Source organism: Cellulosilyticum sp. WCF-2 (genome assembly GCF_003990395.1).
Classification (GTDB): domain Bacteria; phylum Bacillota; class Clostridia; order Lachnospirales; family Cellulosilyticaceae; genus Cellulosilyticum; species Cellulosilyticum lentocellum.
In genome coordinates this window covers 971,070-990,852 of record NZ_CP034675.1, presented here as the reverse complement: position 1 = coordinate 990,852, position 19,783 = coordinate 971,070, and the positions used below count along the sequence as shown (strand labels likewise).

General features: G+C 32.0%; 18 protein-coding genes. 5 read left to right on the top strand and 13 right to left on the bottom strand.

The window, feature by feature from the left end; genetic code table 11:
- Positions 1-144: 144 nt before the first annotated feature.
- The 9 genes from EKH84_RS04355 to EKH84_RS04315 form a co-directional block, all read right to left on the bottom strand.
- A complete protein-coding gene (locus tag EKH84_RS04355) occupies positions 145-3,024 on the bottom strand; it encodes a DUF3427 domain-containing protein (protein WP_127065298.1) in 2,880 nt (959 codons plus the stop codon).
- Positions 3,021-3,425, bottom strand: coding sequence for a (deoxy)nucleoside triphosphate pyrophosphohydrolase (locus tag EKH84_RS04350; RefSeq protein ID WP_127065297.1), 405 nt, complete (start codon positions 3,423-3,425; stop codon positions 3,021-3,023). The genes EKH84_RS04355 and EKH84_RS04350 overlap by 4 nt, the downstream gene beginning before the upstream one ends.
- 143 nt (positions 3,426-3,568) lie before the next feature.
- A complete protein-coding gene (locus EKH84_RS04345; protein WP_127065296.1) occupies positions 3,569-3,832 on the bottom strand; it encodes a Txe/YoeB family addiction module toxin in 264 nt (87 codons plus the stop codon).
- Entirely contained in the window at positions 3,825-4,094 is a 270-nt protein-coding gene (locus EKH84_RS04340; RefSeq protein WP_127065295.1) for a type II toxin-antitoxin system RelB/DinJ family antitoxin, read from the bottom strand. Before EKH84_RS04340 ends, EKH84_RS04345 begins: the two co-directional genes overlap by 8 nt.
- Positions 4,095-4,295: 201 nt before the next feature.
- The gene (locus EKH84_RS04335) at positions 4,296-4,508 is read right to left on the bottom strand and encodes a DUF6440 family protein (protein ID WP_207669756.1); all 213 of its coding nucleotides are present in this window, start codon (positions 4,506-4,508) and stop codon (positions 4,296-4,298) included.
- 111 nt (positions 4,509-4,619) lie between these two features.
- Complete coding sequence (locus EKH84_RS04330; RefSeq protein WP_243118638.1) at positions 4,620-5,048, bottom strand: NUDIX hydrolase; 429 nt, start codon at positions 5,046-5,048, stop codon at positions 4,620-4,622.
- A gap of 52 nt (positions 5,049-5,100) precedes the next feature.
- Positions 5,101-6,012 carry a DUF1848 domain-containing protein gene (locus EKH84_RS04325; protein ID WP_127065293.1) on the bottom strand — a complete coding sequence of 304 codons (912 nt, stop codon included), beginning with the start codon at positions 6,010-6,012 and terminating at the stop codon, positions 5,101-5,103.
- 110 nt (positions 6,013-6,122) lie between these two features.
- The gene (locus EKH84_RS04320; protein ID WP_127065292.1) at positions 6,123-6,329 is read right to left on the bottom strand and encodes a hypothetical protein; all 207 of its coding nucleotides are present in this window, start codon (positions 6,327-6,329) and stop codon (positions 6,123-6,125) included.
- Between the two features lie 137 nt (positions 6,330-6,466).
- Entirely contained in the window at positions 6,467-7,024 is a 558-nt protein-coding gene (locus EKH84_RS04315; RefSeq protein WP_127065291.1) for a hypothetical protein, read from the bottom strand.
- A gap of 139 nt (positions 7,025-7,163) precedes the next feature.
- Here EKH84_RS04315 and dndB point away from each other — a divergent pair, with 139 nt between their 5' ends.
- The 5 genes from dndB to EKH84_RS04290 are packed head-to-tail and all read left to right on the top strand — an operon-like array spanning position 7,164 to position 13,191.
- Positions 7,164-8,267: a DNA sulfur modification protein DndB gene (dndB, locus tag EKH84_RS04310; protein ID WP_127065290.1), complete on the top strand. Its 1,104-nt coding sequence runs from the start codon at positions 7,164-7,166 to the stop codon at positions 8,265-8,267.
- On the top strand, positions 8,260-9,726 hold the full coding sequence (gene dndC / locus EKH84_RS04305) for a DNA phosphorothioation system sulfurtransferase DndC (protein WP_127065289.1): 1,467 nt from the start codon (positions 8,260-8,262) through the stop codon (positions 9,724-9,726). The genes dndB and dndC overlap by 8 nt, the downstream gene beginning before the upstream one ends.
- Positions 9,713-11,653, top strand: coding sequence for a DNA sulfur modification protein DndD (dndD, locus tag EKH84_RS04300; protein ID WP_127065288.1), 1,941 nt, complete (start codon positions 9,713-9,715; stop codon positions 11,651-11,653). Before dndC ends, dndD begins: the two co-directional genes overlap by 14 nt.
- Positions 11,654-11,665: 12 nt before the next feature.
- On the top strand, positions 11,666-12,055 hold the full coding sequence (dndE, locus tag EKH84_RS04295) for a DNA sulfur modification protein DndE (RefSeq protein WP_127065287.1): 390 nt from the start codon (positions 11,666-11,668) through the stop codon (positions 12,053-12,055).
- Complete coding sequence (locus tag EKH84_RS04290; RefSeq protein WP_127065286.1) at positions 12,055-13,191, top strand: cysteine desulfurase family protein; 1,137 nt, start codon at positions 12,055-12,057, stop codon at positions 13,189-13,191. Before dndE ends, EKH84_RS04290 begins: the two co-directional genes overlap by 1 nt.
- 360 nt (positions 13,192-13,551) lie before the next feature.
- On the opposite strand, the gene EKH84_RS04285 is transcribed toward EKH84_RS04290, so the two are convergent.
- The 4 genes from EKH84_RS04285 to EKH84_RS04270 all read right to left on the bottom strand — a co-directional run bounded on the left by EKH84_RS04285 (position 13,552) and on the right by EKH84_RS04270 (position 19,783).
- Positions 13,552-14,991 carry an O-methyltransferase gene (locus EKH84_RS04285; RefSeq protein WP_330547586.1) on the bottom strand — a complete coding sequence of 480 codons (1,440 nt, stop codon included), beginning with the start codon at positions 14,989-14,991 and terminating at the stop codon, positions 13,552-13,554.
- Positions 14,984-16,321: an ATP-binding protein gene (locus EKH84_RS04280; RefSeq protein ID WP_127065284.1), complete on the bottom strand. Its 1,338-nt coding sequence runs from the start codon at positions 16,319-16,321 to the stop codon at positions 14,984-14,986. Before EKH84_RS04280 ends, EKH84_RS04285 begins: the two co-directional genes overlap by 8 nt.
- A gap of 609 nt (positions 16,322-16,930) precedes the next feature.
- Positions 16,931-17,755 (bottom strand): restriction endonuclease, encoded by an 825-nt coding sequence (locus tag EKH84_RS04275; RefSeq protein ID WP_127065283.1) that lies wholly within the window; start codon positions 17,753-17,755, stop codon positions 16,931-16,933.
- Between the two features lie 282 nt (positions 17,756-18,037).
- A complete protein-coding gene (locus EKH84_RS04270; protein WP_190283484.1) occupies positions 18,038-19,783 on the bottom strand; it encodes a DUF262 domain-containing protein in 1,746 nt (581 codons plus the stop codon).

The following is a 19,783-nucleotide window of genomic DNA, read 5'->3' as shown; positions in this document are numbered from 1 at the left end:
TTAGTTTTCCTGCTCTACTTGCTTCTTAATCTCTTCTATCTGCTCACTTGAAAGCTCTGTGGCTTTACATATGAGATCTATTCCTTTTCATAGTCTTCCCATAAATGAAATGAACTATGATAGCTCTGGGTACTTTCCTATTATCTACTGTGTTAAATAATCATATAGATGGTCTGGTACACTATGTGCCATATCAAAAAGAATATTAACGATTGGCTTGTCTTCACCCTTATCATTCTTAATAGTTGTTTGAGAAATTGCCATAGGTTCTACATCTCCCATATAGTAGAAATCAGAACCTTCCCCATCACTCTTTTTAACAAACAAAGCTATACGAAGACCGGTTTTGTCATGATCTCTAATAGCAATGGTTTCCCTAGACTCAGTGGTTACACCACTCCTGGTCATCCAGCTAAACTGCTTTTTATTAATGAAACAATCCTCGTATTTTGTACTTTCACTAATATCATCTTGTTTATGATAGGTTACAAAAATAGGGCAAGTATTATACTTGATTCGATAACCATACATGGTAGAAGACTCATCACTTTCCCAATTTAAAATACGGCAAACATCCTTTCTAGAATACTTTTGATATCTTATAAAACCTTTTTCATAAGCTTCTAGGGTATAGGCCTTATTAAATCTATCGATTCCATAAGCGATAAGGTCTAAAAGATAGGTTTTAAAATCAGGATTCTTAAGATCACTTTTTAAGCCCTCCGTCATCTTAAAACTTTCATTTTCCACTAAAATACTCTGCGGCTTACCATACTTTTCTTGGTCCTGTTTCTTAAAAAAGTCACCATTTAAATAATGTACACTAGATTCTATAGTTGCCCGTGACATGTCATAGCCATAAGCTTCTTTGATCAGCTGCCTTAAATGACTACTTGCTAACTCCCCTTCTCTGATGAGTACATCAAGTAGCATAAGCTCCTCTATACGCTTACCACTTCCTAATTCCTTGGAGTAGAATTCTAGGTGAGCCCTTTCCACTGATGATAAACTAGACTCTAAAGTCTGTTCAACACTAGCTACAAACTGATAATATGAGCCTGAATACTCGACAAAAGCAAAGGGATCACGGCTTCCATGAATGATAAAATCCATCATCATTGGCACCCTGCCTATTTTGAATTTCAGTAGTTTATACTCTTCTACTAATGCTTTCTTAGTAGCCATATTCGACTTATTAATAGCTTCATAAATACGTTCTTTCGTAATACGGTCAAAATTCACCGTAGAAACTCCTGGTATACTACAACTACCATTACTCATCAGCTTTCTAAGTTGGTCTTTATTAAAAGAACGATCGCCATATAACGCAATAGGGACTAAAAAGTTATTGGCATAGTTGCCGATAAAGTCAATGACCACTACATATTCTTTACCTTCACTTTTTCTAAGCCCACGCCCTAATTGCTGCACAAATACAATAGAGGACTGAGTCGGACGCAGCATGATAATTTGATTAATAGAAGGAATATCTACGCCTTCATTAAAAATATCTACTGTAAAGATGTAATCTAAGTAATCCCCCTCTGGTGCATCCTTTTCCAGCCTTTCAATATCTTCTTCTCTTTCATTTTCGCTACTACTACCATCTAAGGCAACAGTTCGATAGCCTCTACGGTTAAACTGCTCTGACAGCTGCTGAGCTTCTTTAACACCGCTGCAAAAAACGAGACCTTTTATCCTACCATAATCGCAGCCATATAATTTGGCTTTATCTATAATACGCTCTACCCGTTCATCGCAAACCAAATGATTAAAGGCTGTTTTTTCATCGATGACCTGTCCATCTATTTCAAGCTCACTTACCCCATAATAATGGAAAGGACATAACATTTGCTCCTCTAAGGCTTTATTTAATCTGATTTCATAAGCAATGTTGTAATCAAAGGTTTTATAAATATCATAGCCATCTGTTCGTTCTGGCGTAGCTGACATGCCTAGCAAAAACTTTGGCTTAAAGTAATTTAAAATCTTTTCATAACTACTAGAACCCGAGCGGTGAACTTCATCAATGACGATATAATCAAAATGATCCGGCTTAAACTGCTCTAGAATATAATCCTTAGATAAGGTTTGAATCGTAGAAAATAAAAATCTAGCTTCATAATCCTTATTATTACCACTCAGTATCCCCATGGTGACATCTCTGCCAAATATTCTTTTATAACTCCTTAGAGAAGCTCTTGTGATATTTTCCCTGTGTACCACAAATAAAAGCCTTTTAGGATTCACCCTTTTGGCATCAAAAGCAGAAAAATAGGTTTTCCCTGTTCCTGTCGCTGATATTAAAAGGGCCTTATCCTTACCTTCGCTTCTTAGTTTATCAAGGGCTTCTAGCGCTTCTAACTGCATTTTATTCGGCAAAATAGTTTTAGTGGTCTGTACATCATAAACCACTTGTCTGCTAGCTTTGTACTGGTCCTTATAAAGAATTTCATAGTCTGCAAGCCACTGATCAGTAACTGGTATAGCGGACTCAAAGGTACGATTAAACTCCTTCATGGTATATTTCAAAAGGTCTCCATCCTCCGCCGACGATACCTTTAGATTCCATTCCTTATTGTAGCTCAGGGCATTTTGAGTCAGATTGCTACTACCAATGATTAAGGTAAATCTAGTTCCTTTTCTAAAAATATAACTCTTGGCATGAAAATTATCTTCTGTCACTATTTTAAGCTCTATATTAGAAAGAGCCTTTAAACGTCTAAGTGCCTGAGGCTGAGTAAAGTTCTGATACTGTGAAGCAATAATCTTTCCCTTTATCCCTCTCTCCTCAAGTTCTTTTAAAACATTAATAATAGAAGCAATGCCACTATTGGTGATAAACGCCACAGAGAAATAAAAGGCATCACATTCATTTAACTCTTTAATAAGCGTGGTTAATACTCTTTTCTCTTCTTGTCTATCATTAATTAGTAAACTAGGCTGATAGTCTTCTAATGAAGCTTTTTGAAAATTAATAAACCCTGTGTGCAAGCCTTTCTTTAATTCCTCTATGAAGTTCATTCACAATCCCCCTGTAAACGCTTAACAATAGGTAGATCTGCTGGCGCCCAGTCTAAGGTCATCAGCTCCTTTCTTGTAAGCCACTTATGATCTACATGCTCTTTTCTTACAAAGGTCTGACTTTCTACGCGGCAAATAAAACTATGCATGGTAAGAGCAAAGTCAGGATACATATGCTCTACGCTCATGTAATAATCTTCTTCCCTTATGTCTACTTCTAAATCCATTTCCTCTATTAACTCCCTTTGAAGCGCCTGAGCTCTGGTTTCTCCTGGTTCTATCTTTCCACCTGGAAACTCGTATTTATAAGACATATACTCATACTTTCCCTTGTTACGCTGCATACATAAAATTTTATCCTCATACATAATAATAGCTGCAACTACTTCAGTTTTTTTCATTAGCTTTCTTCTCCCATAACGTTCTCTTTTTATATTTATTGTAGCAGCTTATATATAAAAAGGCTATTCCCTCCTATTTTAAAACAAAAAAAGTGATAACCCTGTATTCACTATACTCGGCTATCACTTTTTACCTAATAAAATTATCTATCCCTATAATGTGATCCACATTGTATGATGATAAGTTTATTATCGGCTATTTTATAAACTATTCTATTACATTCATCAATTCGTCTGCTCCAATATCCACTAAGATTGCCTCTTAACGGCTCTGGCTTTCCTATTCCTTCGTACTTATTACGATCTATATCTTTTATGAGCTGATTAATTCTTTTTAGTGTTTTCTTATCTTGAGTTTGCCAATATAAATAGTCTTCCCAAGCCTCTTCATCCCATATTTTAATCATCATCAACCTCAATTAAGTCATGAACTACTCCCGCACCTGTTTCTACACGCTTTGCGGCCTCTATAAGACGATTTTGGTTAACCTCTGAATAAAAAGGATCATTTCCTAACCCGATTTCAAATGGTATTCTATTTTCTCTAATAACAGTTTTCACAAATAAATTAATAGCAACAGATGTATTCATACCTACAGCATTGCAAAATGCGTCAAATTGCTTTTTAACATTCTCATCCATGCGTACACTCAAAGTTGTTTGTGCCATAAAACCACCTCCTACTTTATTATAGTTAATTTTAATACATTATATTTACGTTTGCAATACATTGTTCGTACATTCAATATATTTTTTCCCCATAACGTTCTCTTTTTTTATATTCATTGTAGTAGCTTATATATATAAAGGCCATTTCTAAAATTAGCATTTGCTAGCTTTAGAAATAGCCCTCTTTGGTATAAGTCATGCCTACTCCTGTACAACTGGTGTTATAACCACCTTACCTTCAGCATCTAAAAGTGGTGTTATACCCTCACCTGCTGTACCTGAAATTACTAAATAGTTGACTCCTGTTTCTTGGTCAAGAAGAATAGTAGTTACACCACTAAATCCAAATGCTTCTTCACTGACTACCTTAAATCGTTTTGCTTTCTTATCTTTCTTTACTTTTTGCTCGAACATCATGTGTTCCTCCTTTAAAGTCTAAAACTCCTATTTTGTATTCCCCATACTACTTTATTATGAGTCTCCGAATATATCATCAATATTACAATGAAGTTTTTCACAGTTAACTTATTCTGTTTTCCCAAAACCAAACTGCCTTGCTTGTTCTATCATATGTCCAATATTTCCTTCTCCCGCGAAACGATTTATATCAAAGAAATTCTCATTCATATCAAGCCAATAAAGTGGATGGATCTCTTCTTTTAAATCCACTTCTTTTGCTAATTGCCCCACATATACTTCTACATAACAATCTTGATTGTAGTAGGTAAAATCCATCATATGAAATAACTGAATCTGCCCTTTACTAATACCTGTTTCTTCTTCTAGTTCACGATATGCTGAAATAAACCCATCTTCTTCCGACTCGATTTTGCCACCGACAAAATTATATAAGCCTTTATAAGGATCTTTTCTTCTTTTACAAAACAATAATTTATCTTTATATTGGTTATAAACAATAATGCAGTTATATCCTTGCATAATTCCTCCGTTCATTTCCTCATATGTGTATTTATCCTAGATTAAAGTTAACTGTTCTATTTGTCTTTCACAAATTGTAGGGCATGAGCCTCTCTGTAATCTTCTCATCACCGTGTAGTCTGTACATTAAAATGGGTGACTCAGGATCATATATCTCACAATTTTGTTTTACTTGTATATCATTAAAATTAGCATAACAATAAGCGCAAAAATGCTGACAAGTATTATATTGACCAATATCGATACTCTTAACGCACCCGCACTCTTCTCTTTGTGTATTATCTTTTTTAACGCTCACTTTTGAACCTATTATTTGCTGAATTAGCTTATCATCTATACATTTACTTCTATGAATGCCACATTCAGATAAATCTATTTTCTCAGAGCACGTTTCTAAAGTAATATGAAATTTACTTCCAATATCAACTAAGTTCTTAGCAATACGTGTGGTGTCTTCTTCAGTTAATATTTTTATCTTCAGTAACTTTGTATTATGTTGTGTTTTAGCATATAAATCCAAAAAACTAATAACACATTTCTCCGTACACCCCTGTAATTTTATACATAATTTCTTAAACCATTCATAATGATAAGCTTCAGTATAATAATCATTTATAAAAATAGGATCGTATCGCCAAACTACCTTTTCTTTCCCAATGCGATTTGATAAATCTATAAACGTTTTAATAATATCATTTTTCTTCCTAACGTTCTTCTCAACATCATTCCTATAAGCTGTTAATGTGAATTGAAAATAGTAGGAGTAACCCTTTAGTTCATCTAATCTTATCAGCATTGGTTTAGGATCTTTTGTCCAAAAAACAAAACAATCTATAGTTTGTGGCGTTAAATTAATGCGACTAATCTGCTTTCTGTTAAAGGGATTCATGACATATACGTAACCTACTTTTAGCCTATTATAGAACCATTCACTATAGAATGCTGGTATGTCTGTACGTCTACTCACACTCACTATCATTTCCGTGCTCCTTTTTACTAGAATTACACTCCCAATATAGATTTCTTATGGTTCTACCTTACGCTTCATATGTTTTCATTTGTTCTTTTCCCGAAACGGAAAACAATCTACTAAAAATCACCATCCACTTCTTCTAACATATAAAATGTATTATAATGCCTTTCTAAATCCTCATCTGAAACTTCATAGTTATTATATTTCTGTATTAAAGCATCTGTTTTTGGATGGGGTTGTAATGCTTTTCTTGATGGAATACTAACTCCTTTAAAGGTACTCTCTTTCATATTTCTTTCTAAATATTCCTCATAACGTGTCATCATTAGCCTCCTTTTATCTCAAATATAACGATATAGTTTTTAGCTTTTATCATTTTTATTCTAGATTTCTATTAGTATAATAAAATGCTTATATTAAAAGGTCCTAATCTGATAAGTTTTTCACCTACTAACGTAACTTACGAAACAGGATTAGTAAATTTACTGTTCTTATGTAATACTTCTATCCTTGTCATATCCTTAAAAATCTCGTCAACCTTATCTTCTTTACCCTCATTATATTTAAGACATAGCTGTTTTGCCGCAATTAAGTTTTCTTGTCTCCAATAGGCTAAATCTTTTTTAATCTCCTTTACTACTTTTTTATCTATAACTACTTGTTCTCTATCAGAACTGTAAAGAAATAATTTTTTACCACTGACTACATTTTTAATAACCCGGTCTCCTATTCGTGAATGATTTATCTTCTCTATACTATTAGCCTGCGTTACCTCTTTTTCTATAATCTGATTAACCATAGAATTTTCCGCTAGATTCAATTTGTATGTTTTCACCCATTTTTTAGCCACTAGATAGAACCTAAAAAACAAATCATCCCTACTTATCCTTATATCCTCTTGCTTTATTTCTATCTCATTAAAAATGATATCAATTACTATGTGTGGGTATAAAGATTGCGTTCTTTTATTAAATATAATTTTACTTAACTCATCTCGAATATTTTTATCTTCCCTCATTCTACATCACCCCTTGTTAATAATATTATATAACATTATCATATAATCTACATTTTTTTCTTTAATAAGATATCAACTTGCAAAACCTCCACCATACACATATAATATTTTTATATTACGTACGTAAAAGAGGTGAATTATGTCGCTAACATTTTGTTATTCTTTCCCTGCTGTAAAAGGAAATCAAGCAGGTAGAGATTATTTTGTTATTATGTGCCCACTTAAAGTTTTACCTAAATTATTTATCTTTAATGACGAAGACCTCTCCCCTGAGGCTCGTTCACAACGTACGCTTAATAAGCAACGTATCCCTGAAATATCGGATTATATCCTTCAAAATAGAAATGATTATGTTTTTTCATCATTAACTGCCTCTATGGATGGACAATATGAGTTCATTCCTTTTAACGGAGAACCGTTTCACTCTATTGGAACACTTAAGATTGACATGGATAGTCGCCTCTTGATCAATGATGGTCAACATCGTAAACACGCCCTTGATCAGGCGCTAAAAGCAGATAGTTCTTTAGAAAATGAGACTATCTCTATCGTTCTTTTTATTGATGAAGGCTTAAAACGAAGCCAACAAATTTTTTCAGATCTAAATAAACATGCTATTAATGTATCAAAATCTATTAGCATTACCTTTGATCATAGAGATCCCATTTCAACAATTACTAAAGAAATCATATTTAATAATCCATATCTCTATGAATTTACAGACCTAGAAAAATCTACTTTACCTAAGTTTTCAAATAAACTCTTTACAATTAGTAATTTCTATAAGGCAAACCAACGTATTATTGCTAATTCATCCTATGAAGATCCTCACTTTAAAACATCTATAGATAGTTTTATTACTGGTTATTGGACCTATCTAACCGATCATATAGAAGAATGGCAACTAGTATTTAATAAATCACTTACTCCATATACCATGCGTGAAGAATATATTATCTCTTATGGAACAGTCTTAGAAGCCTTTGGGATCATTGGTAATTACCTTCTTCAAAATAACCTTAAAGATTTTTCTTGTATATTTAAGGATTTAAACACTATTGATTGGAAACGAAATAACTTAACTGAATGGCATGGTCGTGTAATTGGACAAGGTGGTCGTATTTTAAGAAATACAAAGTGCATTAACCTGACTTGTATTAGAATTAAAACACTATTAGGGCTAAGCCTAACTAAACAAGAACAAGCAATTGAACAAACATACTTGGAGGAAAACAATGAATGATGGCTTAATTAAACAATTTGGTATAAAAGCAGTATTGCAAAATAAAAAAGAAGAAATTCAAAAAGTTTATCTAAACGATCAGCGTCCATGGATTTTAGGATATAGTGGTGGTAAAGACTCAACAGCCACCTTACAACTTGTATATAACGCCATTAAAGAACTTCCTAAAGAGCAACGTACAAAGAAAATCTATGTCGTTTCATCAGATACAATGGTTGAAAACCCTTTAATCCTTAACTACCTTCTTAATAATCTTAATAGTATTAATGAAGCAGCTAAACGCGATGGACTAGAAGATATCATTTCAAGTCACTTGGTTACACCAAAAGAAGCTGATACCTTCTGGACTCTATTAATTGGTAAGGGCTATCCTAGTCCACGTCAAAAATTTAGATGGTGTACTGCTCGTCTTAAAATCAATCCTATTGATGCCTTTATTGATGAACAAACCACTAAACATGATGAAGTTGTTGTTGTTCTTGGTGTGCGTCGTGCAGAAAGTCAATCGAGACAACAAAGTATTGATGCTAAAACCATTGAAGGTAAGATCCTAAAAATGCATACTAGCAATCCTAAGGCCTATGTTTATGCACCTATTGAAAACTTTTCTTTGTCTGACATTTGGACTTATCTAAACCACCCACAAATTCCAAATCCTTGGAATGGTGATAACAAGGCACTTTTAAGCCTATATAGAGATGCTAGTGATGAATCTGAATGCCCTATCCAACGTGATGTAGATGCGCCTAGTTGTGGTCAATCTCGTTTTGGATGTTGGATTTGTACAGTGGTTACTCAAGATAAATCTCTTACAGGATTTATTCAAAATGGTTATGAAGAACTCCAACCACTTCTCAAATATCGCAACTGGCTGTATAGTATTCGTGAAAATGAAAAATATCGTCAACGTTGGCGTATGAATGGTTCTATGTACTTCTTAAATACAGCTGATAATAAGAAGAAACAAGGATTAGGTCCTTTTAATCTTTGGGGACGTCAAGAAATGCTTAGGGAACTCTTACAAACAGAAATTGACTATAATAAAATGCTTGTGGATCGCCCTGCTTCTGTTTTTGATTTACCTAAACAGGAATATGTACATCTTATTCAACCTGCTGAACTTCGTCTTATTCGTGAGCACTGGGTAAAAGATGGAGATTGGGAAGATTCTCTTCCACGCATCTATAAAGAAGTAACTGGCCAAGATCTACCTGTTCCAAACTTACAAGAACCTCTACTTCGCAGTGATGAACTCCATCTACTGGAATCTCTTTGTGAGGAACACGACCTACCTTCTAATGTCATCAAAAAACTCTTACAAGTAGAAGATAAATTCTTGGACATTAAACTACGTAAAGGGCTTATGAAAGATATCGATTCTATTCTTCGTCAAGACTGGGTTCACGAAGAAATCTTACAAGAACTAATGGGAGACGAAAATCAAGATGAGACTGAATAAAATATATATTAATAACTTTGGAATCTACAATGGTAAATATGAATATGACTTTAGCGTAACTGATGATAAGAACGTCATCTTAGTAAGTGGACGAAATGGTTCTGGTAAGACCACTCTCCTTAATATCGTAAAGTTTTCTATTTATGGTCCTAAGATGTTCGGTTCTACTACTACAGAAAACAATCAATATCTTTCCTATATTAAAGCCAATCTTAATGCCTTTGCTTTACATGATCAGTCTACTGACTTTGAAATAGGAATTGACTTTAATATGTTCCACGAAACAGAACTAAAAGAATTTAAAATAACACGTTCATGGAAACCCTCTGGTAAAACTTTAAAAGAAACAACTTCTTTATATATGAATAGCCAACAAGTTTCTAGCGATGATTTTCCTATTTTATTAGACTACATCCATAGAAACGTACCTAAAACACTTCTTGAACTTTTCTTCTTTGATGGTGAAAAGATTAATGATATGTTTATGCTCAAAGAAGATTTAACAGATATGCTGAATCATGTTTATAATCTTAATCTCTTTTTAAATCTAAAAAAAGACCTTAAACAATACCGTTCTCTAAGTCGAGTTACTAAGGAACTTAATGAACATGAACTAGCACAAAATGCAGCTGAGGATGCACTAGAACAGGTAGAATCCGAACTTTCCTCCTATGCAGAGTACATCAAAAACAAGACCCTCGAACTTGATACACTTAATAATAATTTCCATATGATTAAAGAAGAATTTGAAGCATTAGGTGGGCTTAACTCTCATGAACAACAACGTTTAAAACAACAAATTACTGACCTTGAACATCAAAAGTCAGACTACGAAGTACGCTACAAAGAGCTTTTAGAATATCTTCCATTCATTATGCTCAACCCACAAATAAAAGAGATTTTAGATGTAGTTAAACAAGAAAACTCTTCTAAAAATCTTTCTGTTTTAAGTGAATGCTTAAATTCTACAGCTTTAATCAATTATCTTAATCAAGAACTATCTAGTGATCAAGTTAACTTCTTTATTTCTAAAATTAATACCTTTGTTGATGCCAACTCAACCTCTGAAATGATCTATGACTTTTCTAGTAAAGAGGAATTAGAACTCGAGCAAGTATGGACACTTGTTAAAGACTGGTCCTTTAAAGATTTTGAAGACTGTGCAGACCAAATTGAACAGATCAATACCTCTATTAGAAATGCTAATAAAGCTCTGGAGGAATCAGCTAACGAAGATTTACAAGAATATATGATCTCTATCTCTACTGTTAGTGACCAAATCGGTATGGCTAAACAAGACCTACAGACTATGCAAGAACATGTGACTGTTCTTCAAAAAAGAAAGCATGAACTAGAAGAAGAATTACGTAAATTAGCTCAAGAACTTAAAGCTATTCGTAAAGAAGAAAACTTAGGTAGTGTCATTGACAAAGTAGAACAAGTACTCGATGCATACTGCACAAAAACTAAAATTTATAAGCAAAAAGAATTTGAAAATAGAGTTGCTACAATGTTCGACTCCCTTATTAGAAAAGATGACTTTATTAAAGAAATTAGAGTAGATGAGGAAACTGGAGAGATTATGTTATTTAATCCTTTAGGGGGCAAGCTTCCTAAAGAAAATCTCTCTGCTGGCGAAAAACAGATCTATATTTTATCTATTCTATTTGGTATTATCTCAATGTCTAAATATAAAGTACCATTAGTATTTGATACATTACTAGGGCGTCTTGATCATATGCATAAAACCCATATTGTAAATTCTTTCATTAAAGAATGTGGTGAACAAGTGATTATCTTAGCAACTGACACAGAAATTGATGAACAATACTTTGAGTTACTGAAACCAATGCTTAGCAGCTACTATAAGATTGATTATGATTCAGTCAACAGAAATGTTTCTCACATCAGAATGCCATTAAATTAAGGAGTATTAACTATGATCTTTAGATTAAAAACCTCAGCTAAGTGTCAGCGTACACTTACTGAATTACACAGTAAAACGAATATTACACCTAACATCTTATGTCGCTATGCTATAAGCCTATCTGTTCTACAAGATACTCCTGTTGATCTAGACAAAGTGAAAGATAGTACTGGACAAGAATTTAATCGTCAGATTTTAACAGGTCGGTATGATAGTATCTTTAAAGCTATTATCATCCAAAATGCTAAAAAGCCATTAACAGATGAAGAATACTTCCCAACTTATATCAAGGCACATATTGAACGAGGGGTAGAATTACTCAAAAATAATTATGACTTAACAGGTAATAAAGATAAATTTCTTATTAATTTAGCCAGAACTCAAGATGGGGGGCATATCTAATGATTTATCTTGATAATGCATCAACAACACCTGTAGCTCCAGAAGTTATTGATGCAATGGTAGAAGAATTACAACACTATGGCAATCCTTCCTCAAAATTTTATCCAGAAGCACTATCTGCCCAAGCGCGCTTAAAAAAATATAGAGAAACCACAGCTAATCTATTTAGCTGTGATCCCTCTAATATTATTTTTAATGCAGGTGCAACAGAAGGCAATAACCATGTGATCATGGGCTGCTTCTATGCTTATCCAGAAAAGAGACATTTTATTACTACTAATGCAGAACATAAATCTGTATTAGAAACTATGCGATTTCTAGAATCCTTAGGGACTGAAGTTACTTATTTACCTGTCTCAGAAAAGTGTACGATTAACCCTGATGACTTAGTAGCTGCCATAAAAGAAGATACTAACTTAGTTAGCATCTTTTTTGCCAATAATGAGGTTGGTAGTTTAAATGATATTGAAGTTCTATCCACAATTTGCAAAGAAAATAACGTTTTATTCCACACAGATGCTACACAAGCTGTGGGAAAAGTGGATATTAATTTAAGTACTGATTATAAAAATGTAGATTTCCTTACTTTCTCCGGACATAAAATCCACGGACCTAAAGGTGTGGGAGCACTTTATGTGGGAAATAATGTATATGGAGTTCGCCATAAATTAACTCCATTACTTCATGGCGGAGACCAAGAATTTAAATTACGTTCTGGCACACAGTCTATGCATAACATTGCAGGACTTGCTAAAGCCTGTGAGCTTGCTAAGGATCACATCTTCTCTATGCCTAGTGCCTTAAGAGCACTAGAACTTGAATTTATTGATGCATTAAATAATACTTTTCCTGAACAAGTGAAGTTCTTTGGTAGCTTAGAACATAAGGTTCCTGGAATACTTTCCTTTGCAATTCACGGGATTAATAATGAGATGTTCTTATCAAATTATTGTGATAAGGTTGCATTATCTACAGGTTCAGCTTGTGCTATTGGTGAACCTTCTTATGTACTAAAAGCTATGGGATTTGAGGATTATACAGATTCTGTTTTACGTATATCTGTTTCTTCTTTAGCAATAAAGATTAATGATTTTATCTCCCTACTAAATGAATATATAAATTTATATACACTATAAATAATTGATCAACTGCTTTAATGCTTGGACAATATAAGCAAAAAGATACTTCATCTATATCTATGAGCTAAATTTCTCTGATTGATAATCTTATCTATTGCATGCTTGACTACATTTAATACTTACACTTTTTTAATATCTTTCTCTTTTATCACTTTTTGTTTTTCATTTATAAACTATCTTCACAAGTACCATTCAAGCTTTATCTTTTCTAATGAATACGTATAAGTATTTTATTTTGCTTCTAGATAGACTGATAACATATAATTAATTTTGTAATAGGAAAACGTTATTTTGGTCTGGTGACTTAGCCAGTCCAAGATAACATCCCCCTAAAACTCATCATCTGTTACCCTTTCCTTAGACACAGTATGCAGCATCAAAATAATACGGGTAGTACTTATATATTTTTAAATACTTTTTTATTTCTGCCTCAGGAACATATGGTAAATGTTTTTTAATAGCTTCAATATTATTATCTGGCAAAAAGCAATTAATTAAATTAATTTCTTTTCCTGTTAATACTGGCATATCGATAACAAACTTTTCTTCTCCTGGCGTATACCATTCATATTGTTTTAATATGTTAATTGGATACCTTTGATCATCAGTATTATCCTCATTATCTGAAATGAAAATAGCATATGTATACATAACAGTTCCATCTGTATACTGGCAATTCAACACTTGGTTATAAATAAATTGAGGTGATTCATCTGGGACGTAATTATTCTTTTCACTTATTGCCGCTCTAACAACATTATTTACTATGTTATATACAGTCTTAAAGATTTCTTTATTATCACACATTTTCTTTTCAATTTTTTTCCCTATTCTATGTGTTTCTTGGAAATTTTCTTTTAACTTTGTATATCTTTCATCAGCATTATTTCCTATACTAGAAGAGAAAATTATTAAACTTCCTTTGGAAGATTTTACTACAACCTTCTCTAAGCAATCTAACATTGAATTATCCAAGAAATCATCATAATCTAACCAAATAATGTTTTTTAAACCTTTATTCCAATTTATACAATTTAATGCATTCTGCATTTCACCAAAGCTAAGTTTAATAAATCCATATGGCTTATTATAAAGATATCTATTGGTAGCAATTTCTGTTAACATCTTAATTATCTCGCTAATAATAGTTCCTTTTTTATCATTAAAATCCCTATTATCTTTTTCTTCAGAAGTAGCAATCTCATCTTTAATTGACTGCAACTCATCAATATTACTTATCATATTTGATAACTCTAAAAATACTACTTCTTTCAAAGGCAAACTAATGCTATTTGCTAGTCTAACAAAAGAAAAATCAAATATTTCAAGTTTTTGCATATTAAGTTCAAATTTCCTAACATCTATACTCCGAATTTCCTCAGTAATACTATTAGCAATATTCTCAGTTAATTTATGTAGTTGCCCACTTTCTATTACATCTTCTTTACTAGCACTGCCATTTTTAATATCTATAACAACTGAATCAATTTCATCTAAATAATATGGTTCTATAAAATCTATCCATCTATTTTTAAGATATTTTAAAACTTGGTCAAGTGCATCATTATTCTTCAAATATCCCCTATTGTCTTTTTCAAAGCTAATAGCTTCCTTAATTGAAAACTCTTTATGAAACATAATAAAATCCTGGTAATAAAACGACCCAAATCCAAGATATCTATATTCATCTAACCTTCCAAAGTATGACATGGATCGAATAATATCACACAATATTTTCCTCTCTATATTCTTTCTTGGTCGTAGTGAATAGTTAATTACATCTCCGCTTCTACTCATCTTCTTCTATCTCTCTTTCGTAAAAATACTCAAATGTCATTAATCCCATCTTCATATTATTATTAGCACCAAAATAAGTTTTTGCTTTTTCAGCTCTCTGCTTTTCAATTTTATAACTAACAGTAGTCATCGGTTTCCCAGGGATAGGAAAATTTCTTGGAAAAACATATAGATAATCCTCCTCTGTCATACTTACTACCTTAGTATCAAAGATAGATATTTCTGGACAATTAAAAATACCTTCTATTGTAAGCCCCTCATTTGAATTAATTATGTCATCTAACCCATTTCTAAACTCAATAAATTCTTTAGTCGCATTTTTCATTTCTAAAAGGGCAGCACGGTAATACTTAGATGACATATCTATACCAGTCTTAGTCGTATTCCACGGTAATTTTTCTAAATCATTTGATTGGAAAAATACATATCCTCTAAATGCTGCATGAGAAGGATGATGAGTTGGCACAGAATCAGTTCCCCATCCTGTTGTCTCACTCTGGTCTGCATATAAAATCATTCTCCCATTACAAAAAATATACCAACCTGATTTTTTGGGATTCCCCATTTGGGCGCATGCAGCAATGATTTTTATATGAACATTATCAATATCTATATTCCTTACTTTGGGCTTAAACTCATTAGTATATATAATCTTTTCATCAATATATTCAATATTATCCCCATTTACTGTCATAACAGTTAATAATTCTTTTAATTTAGTACTACGTCTTCTAAGGTATTCCATAAAATTATTTTTAAAATATGGATTCATAAACGAATTACTAATGCTCGTATATAAATTAGTAACTATAATCTGTGTTCCACATTCTGTATCTTCATTGTTCTCACCTCGCTGAGTTTCTTCAAATTTAAAGTTCCAATCTGGGCCTGTATCCTTTAACCATTCATCAACATCAACATTAATCACAAAATGCTCTGTCTTTGTAACTGATTTTATATAGAACCTTTTCCCAAGTCTAAACAATGCTCTTTTCATTCCTATGCCAAAAACTCCCACACCCTCAACATCTTTATAAGTATCTTCTCCTTCTGTCCCATCAGATCTTCCAAATCTAAAGCAGTAGTCACGTGCTTCTTGTATACTTATACCTCCACAAGTATCTGAAATAGAAAATTGATCCTTATCAAACATAATTTTGACTTGAAATTGATTTGTTGCTGATGACCTAAATCTTTTTGCTCCATCTAATGAATTATCAACCAATTCAACTATAGCTGGTTCAATATCAATATCTCTAGTCAACATAGAAATAAAAAATTTCTTTGTTGGATTAGCATTTATTTTATCTTCCATTTCTCCAAGACTCATTTATTATCCCCCATTTTTTATCTTATCTCTTCTTTTTATCTATTTTTTATCGTTTTTACCTTTTGTTGCTAGGAGCCTCTGGACCATATATTCTTGATATTCCTTCTATATACCCTTACTTCTTTTTAAATAATGTATACTATATGATCACTACGTACTTGGCACACCACAATACTTTTACCTTTCTAATATTTGTATAGATTTTATATACGTACACACTTTCAATAATTAACTGTTTATTTACTTCATATCCATATTCCAAACTCCATTCTAACAATAAAAAACTTATATCTTCTAATTTGTTTCGGAAATATCTTTTTTCATGTTCTTCATATGTATGTAGTTCTCTAAGTTTTTCTGCATTAAGTACTTAAGACCCTAGAATATACTCTTCCTATCTCACTCTCTAAGAAATAGCATTCTAAACTCCATTTCACGGCTACCTATTCCATGAACTGTACAAGATGCGGCTCTGAAAATCAAAAACTCTGAACTACTTTTTGCAACATATTCACTTAATGTTTTCCTATCTACTAAATAACTCCTCTTTTGGTTTATATAGTACTATTAACAGTTCCTCCATATTTTACTTTTTAAAACTTAAATTATTTACTCACTGAAATAGTCAAAATCAATCTTATAGGTTGAAAATGTAGCTACTTCAAATATTCCAACCTGATAGTCTACCATAAGTTTTGTTAAGTCTTCACCATTGATTAACATAATGCTTTTTTGACTTTTGTCAACATACTTTCTAGCTCCTTCACTAAAATCAGAAGTTGTAATAAATACACCTTTTTGTACATTTTCCATCGCCCCAACAAATTGTTGCAATTTGGTCCTATCAACTTTATTATCTCTTGCATATCTCTTCGCTTGGATATAAATTTTATCTAGTCCTAATTTATCTTCATTAATAATACCATCTATCCCACCATCATTTGTTGGTGGCGTTACAAGTCCTGCTTTTGGATCACTTCCTCCGTATCCCATTTTTATTAGTAGCTCCATAACTAAATGCTCAAAAAATACAGGATTTACTTCTAATATTTTACCTAACAACTCTTCTTGAATATGTTGCTTATGTTTATTATATGAAATTTGTAATTCCTCTTCTGGCAAAATATCACTGCCTATACTATTTTTTCTGTTTACCTCAGCATCATTAAAATTTTCTTCACACACCTTATCTTTTAGTATAAATGTTGTTTTCCCTTTTCTCTTATCAAAGACCCTAAAATATTTTATCGGACTAGCTGTAGAAAACTCTATTTCTACTGTATGTTTTCTAATAGTACTATTTACAATACCTTGAGGGTTTTTTGCTCCAAATTCATATAAAGATCTTTCTATTATCTTCTTATAAATCTCTGCACTTGACAAACTCTCATTAGACTCCTCTAAAACTTTAATAATAGCTTGAACTATCGTCATACCTTTCCTCTTTTCTAAATATTCTTAATTTTAATATATTTAACTATTTTACTATTTTTCTATATAAAATTCTACACTTTTAATAAAAAAGGTGTTTTAATATGTAAGCGGTTCAAAAGATGACACCTAAAAAAAAGACACCATTCTGTTAAAACCAAATGGTATCCATTATTAAACTATATTTTATTCATTATACTAATAAGTGTATTACTGGCTTCAACTATTATCATTTATTTAATCCAGTAGTATTATATTTTATTTCTTAATGCAATTTATTTTATCTTAAATATACTTCCATATTTCTAGTGCCTCTATAGCCATATCATTTTGACGTCGCGTAATAGATCCAAAATCCCATATGCTATGGATAGCTGCTATCTCATTAGGGTATGCTAAACCTGATTCTAAGTATATTATTTTTTTAGCTATAAACTCCTTGTTACTTACCCTCTTATTTAAGTCACTTTCCAAAATCAAAAGATTTCCTAATCTATTTACAAACTCTCTATATTCGGGATTATTTCTAACATGTCCCCATTCATTTTGTCTAGCATTTGAAGATGATGGCTTTTGTGGCATTATATGTTCTACATGCTGCCCAGGACTATGTGGAAGAGGTATGACTCCTGATCTTTTTTTCTTTTCTAGTTCACATAAAATATAAAATGCTATATTACTACTTTTCGTACTAAATGTACTGAAGTCTGTATAAAACTTTGTATCGTTTGTTAAGGTTTTCATGTACATAATAGTTTGATCTATATTCGCTGCTCCTCTTCTTAAGTCCTTTGACATCTTTCCAATTTCTCTTTCTAAATTTTCAACTGAGTTCTTTCCCATTGTAAAATATCTAAAGCAAAATACCAAAGTAGCATTAACTAGTCTATTAAACTGTTCACTCTCAGTATTAAATAAAACTGCACTTGCTAGCAATAATGGCAGCGAATGTGAAATATCTAACTGTTTAAATGCCTTTAACTTAGAAATTATATCATCACTCCAATAATTTGTACCTATTAAGTTAATTCTAGCATACCATTCAGCCTCTACCTTTAATTGATCAAGGTATAACATTGGATCATTTTGACTAAGTAATTTAGTGATTACCCTAAATAAATCTATTTTTTTTACTGATCCATTACATGAAGCATATTGAAATCTTAAGTAATCTGTTAAATCTTCTGTTTCAATTGTATCAATAATATAATCCCATTTTGCTTTAATTTCATGTCTTTTTTCTTCATCCACCGCTTTAAATATTTCATTTTTTATTATATCTGAATCAGTTAAATCCTTTCCTCTTGCATTAATTGTTCCAAATATAGTATATGCTGTTTCTTTTTTTGTTACAGTAATTTCTAGCAACATAAAGTATCTTGAAAATACAGTCATATATGCATATAACTTCTTATGTATTTCTTCTTGTTCTAATGTTTCAGGAAAATCCTCTTCTAGTTTACTAGATAAGTACTCATATGCATATCTAAGCCTTTCCTTAGATGAATTACTATTTTGAATGGGATTTATATGTAAATATTGTTCTCTTTCTTGTTTTGATTGACTCTTTAAAATATAATTTCTATACATTTCATCTATAGTTGAATCTAATGATAATCGTGGTTGATACGGTTCACCATATCTATTTTTTTCTATCAACGGTACAATATATGAGTGAATTCCAGATTTTTGCATATAGTTTTCTAATCTTTGCGATATATCTAAAATACCTTTTAAAAAAATGGTACTTACAGTCATACGCTGTTGTCCATCTGTAACCTCAAAACAATTATCACCCTCAATTAATAATATCGTCCCAAAAAAGTGTGGTTGAGCGTCTCTTTTAACCACATAGTTACTATCATATGTGTTATTAACTGTCTGTTTAAAATCTAACCAAAATTGTTCCAATTCATCTTCTGTCCAAGCAAAATTTCTTTGATAATCTGGTACTCTAAATACCCTATCCTCACTTGTGAATAATGAAAGGATATTTCTCTCTTTAGCCGTAAAAAAATCTATGGGTTCCAT

What these genes read in the sequence shown, in the direction of transcription:
- EKH84_RS04290 (WP_127065286.1), top strand. Translation starts at nt 12,055, where the DNA reads ATGATTTATCTTGATAATGCATCAACAACACCTGTAGCTCCAGAAGTT.
- EKH84_RS04340 (WP_127065295.1), bottom strand. Translation starts at nt 4,094, where the DNA reads ATGGCACAAACAACTTTGAGTGTACGCATGGATGAGAATGTTAAAAAG.
- dndD (WP_127065288.1), top strand. Translation starts at nt 9,713, where the DNA reads ATGAGACTGAATAAAATATATATTAATAACTTTGGAATCTACAATGGT.
- EKH84_RS04315 (WP_127065291.1), bottom strand. Translation starts at nt 7,024, where the DNA reads ATGAGGGAAGATAAAAATATTCGAGATGAGTTAAGTAAAATTATATTT.
- EKH84_RS04280 (WP_127065284.1), bottom strand. Translation starts at nt 16,321, where the DNA reads ATGAGTCTTGGAGAAATGGAAGATAAAATAAATGCTAATCCAACAAAG.
- EKH84_RS04350 (WP_127065297.1), bottom strand. Translation starts at nt 3,425, where the DNA reads ATGAAAAAAACTGAAGTAGTTGCAGCTATTATTATGTATGAGGATAAA.
- EKH84_RS04270 (WP_190283484.1), bottom strand. Translation starts at nt 19,783, where the DNA reads ATGGAACCCATAGATTTTTTTACGGCTAAAGAGAGAAATATCCTTTCA.
- EKH84_RS04345 (WP_127065296.1), bottom strand. Translation starts at nt 3,832, where the DNA reads ATGATTAAAATATGGGATGAAGAGGCTTGGGAAGACTATTTATATTGG.
- dndC (WP_127065289.1), top strand. Translation starts at nt 8,260, where the DNA reads ATGAATGATGGCTTAATTAAACAATTTGGTATAAAAGCAGTATTGCAA.
- EKH84_RS04285 (WP_330547586.1), bottom strand. Translation starts at nt 14,991, where the DNA reads ATGAGTAGAAGCGGAGATGTAATTAACTATTCACTACGACCAAGAAAG.
- EKH84_RS04325 (WP_127065293.1), bottom strand. Translation starts at nt 6,012, where the DNA reads ATGATAGTGAGTGTGAGTAGACGTACAGACATACCAGCATTCTATAGT.
- EKH84_RS04355 (WP_127065298.1), bottom strand. Translation starts at nt 3,024, where the DNA reads ATGAACTTCATAGAGGAATTAAAGAAAGGCTTGCACACAGGGTTTATT.
- dndB (WP_127065290.1), top strand. Translation starts at nt 7,164, where the DNA reads ATGTCGCTAACATTTTGTTATTCTTTCCCTGCTGTAAAAGGAAATCAA.
- EKH84_RS04320 (WP_127065292.1), bottom strand. Translation starts at nt 6,329, where the DNA reads ATGACACGTTATGAGGAATATTTAGAAAGAAATATGAAAGAGAGTACC.
- EKH84_RS04275 (WP_127065283.1), bottom strand. Translation starts at nt 17,755, where the DNA reads ATGACGATAGTTCAAGCTATTATTAAAGTTTTAGAGGAGTCTAATGAG.
- dndE (WP_127065287.1), top strand. Translation starts at nt 11,666, where the DNA reads ATGATCTTTAGATTAAAAACCTCAGCTAAGTGTCAGCGTACACTTACT.
- EKH84_RS04335 (WP_207669756.1), bottom strand. Translation starts at nt 4,508, where the DNA reads ATGTTCGAGCAAAAAGTAAAGAAAGATAAGAAAGCAAAACGATTTAAG.
- EKH84_RS04330 (WP_243118638.1), bottom strand. Translation starts at nt 5,048, where the DNA reads ATGAACGGAGGAATTATGCAAGGATATAACTGCATTATTGTTTATAAC.